The sequence below is a fragment of the Cetobacterium sp. genome, from assembly GCF_048470075.1.
GTDB lineage: Bacteria > Fusobacteriota > Fusobacteriia > Fusobacteriales > Fusobacteriaceae > Cetobacterium_A.
Genome location: NZ_DBGBQB010000397.1, coordinates 1 through 2389 on the forward strand (window position 1 = coordinate 1; position 2389 = coordinate 2389).

At 26.2% G+C, this 2389-nt stretch carries 1 pseudogene; it reads right to left on the reverse strand.

Annotated features, from left to right (window positions below):
• Positions 1-2366, reverse strand: a pseudogene (locus ACMOUI_RS13790) (hypothetical protein); the annotation flags it as partial.
• Positions 2367-2389 lie beyond the last annotated feature (23 nt).

Consider the following 2389-nt stretch of genomic DNA (forward strand, 5'->3'; position numbering starts at 1 on the left):
ATATATCCTTCATCTAAACTTATAACTTGATTATCTATCGTAATAGTATCTCCTATAAAATTTCCATCCTTATCAACTTTATAAGATATAGATTTTGATCCATGACCATCTATATTTATAATTCCTGTAACTTTGTAAGTATTAGAGTTTTCTTTTTCGTAAACTAAACCATCTTTTTCATAAGTATTATTTGGCTTTATTACTACTCCTTCGTATTTTCCATTTAATATTTTAAGCTCATTTTCTCCTAATTTTTGAATTTCATGATTTCCAACTAAAATATTTCCATTTAATTGTCCATCTTTATTTACTGTCCAAGTAGCTTTTTCTCCGTTAACTATAATACTTCCTTCATAAAGATTTTCATCTATTTTTTTATATGTTTTATCATCATTAGTAACATATTTAACTTCTCCAGATTGAGTAACTAAAATCTTTCTTATTCCTGTATCTACAACACCTTCAGGTTTTTCTCCTCCTATTATTGTATAATCTCTATCTCCAGTTTCAGTATCTACGTTTTGTTTTAATTTTACAACTAATCCATCGACTGTTGTCACTGTAAAAGAACTATCTATTTTATTATACTCTATTTTATCTATATCCATATGTGAAGGATATGTTGAGTTAAGAACTTTATATACTTCATCTCCAACTTTTTTTAAATTGATTTGTTTACCATTTCTATCTATAACAGTTATATTTCCTTCAAATTTACCATTTTTATCATAACTCCATGTTACTGTATTTCCATTAGCTGCAGCTAATGTTGTTGATGTTGTGTATATAGTTTCACCCTGCTTATTTTTATTTACAGTATATTTACTTCCGTCTTTACTAATTACAGGCTTCTTTCCTGAAAAATCTATAGTTGCTCCATCTAATTTTCCTAAATGTCCTGTTCCTTTAGACATTGTAAATTTCTTATCATTTTCTGTTTTTGTTAAAGTTATAGAACTTAAATTATCAATTATTTTTATATCATTTTGGATTACTCCATCTATATTCTTTTTCCACTCTACTTTTAAACCGCTAATTAAATCTTTTACACCTTTATAAATATTTGAATCATTTTCTATTTTTGTATATTTTGATCCATCTTGTAAAGTATAAATATAGTTATCACCTGATATTTCTATCTCAGTTACCTTTCCCATTCCACCTGTTACTTGATATACTGTATCACTTTTTTTCAATAAATGTATAGATGTTGGACTATTATTTAAATTAACAACTATTAACTCATTAGAAAAACTTCCATCACTCTTTAAATTATATTGAATTATATTTCCATTATTTGTAGTCTTTGCTTTATAATAATTTCCCTCTTTTGTATATTCTGTATTTCCTATTGTAATTGTTGGATTTCCTTTAGCATCAAGATTAATAATAGCACCATTCAATTTCTCTATTCCATTAATTCCTGTTCCTGAAATTATTTTAACTATATTTTCTTTATTTTTTTCAAAAACAATTTCTATATTTTTACTTGTTAAATTAAAAGTATTATCTATTTGACCATTTTTATCAATAGACCAGCTTATATTTCCACCGTCTGCTAAATTTTTAGTAGCTATAAATTTATTATTTGATTGTTTTTTATACACAATTTGAGAGCCTTTTTCAATATAAGTATAGTTCCCATTCTCTATAATAATAGCTTCTACATTTCCTAGTTCATTAATTGCTGTATTTTGAATATAATACTTATTTGGATTATTTGAATCTTGCTTTAAATTTATATCTCCTAAATTAGTTCTTACAGTTATCTCTTTATTTCCAACTAATTCTTTATTTTTATTTACTTGTGCTTCAATAGAAGTTACTATAATTCCTTGTACTTCTAAAGTAGATTTATTTATATTAGCAACTAAATTGAATACATTTGGATTATCTGTTGCTTTATATTGAATCTCTGCATACTGATTTTTTTCAGTAAATGTTTTTCCATCTTCTGAAATAGTTATTCCCTTATTAGATCCAGTTGTTATTTCATATCCATTTTCAGTTTTTATTATTGTAGTTTCTCCCATACTTTCTACAACATCACCTGGTTTAACTTCTGTTGGTTTTTCTATAACAGGAGGCTTTTCTTCTCCTGGATTATTCGGTTTTTCTGGTACTGTTGGTAACTCTGGAACTACCGGTATTTCAGGAATATTTGGATTTGATGGTGTTGTTGGTTTTACAATTTGACTTCCATTTTGATTATTTTGAGCTGAAGAATTTGTTGATCCTCCACCACCATTACATCCTGTCATTAAAAACATAATAACTGCACCTAATGTAACTGATATTTTTTTCTTAAAACATCTTTTGAATAATTTTTCTGTAGTTTGTAATTCATACTTGTTCATTTTGTTCATTTGTTCTTTTGTTCTCCTTAATG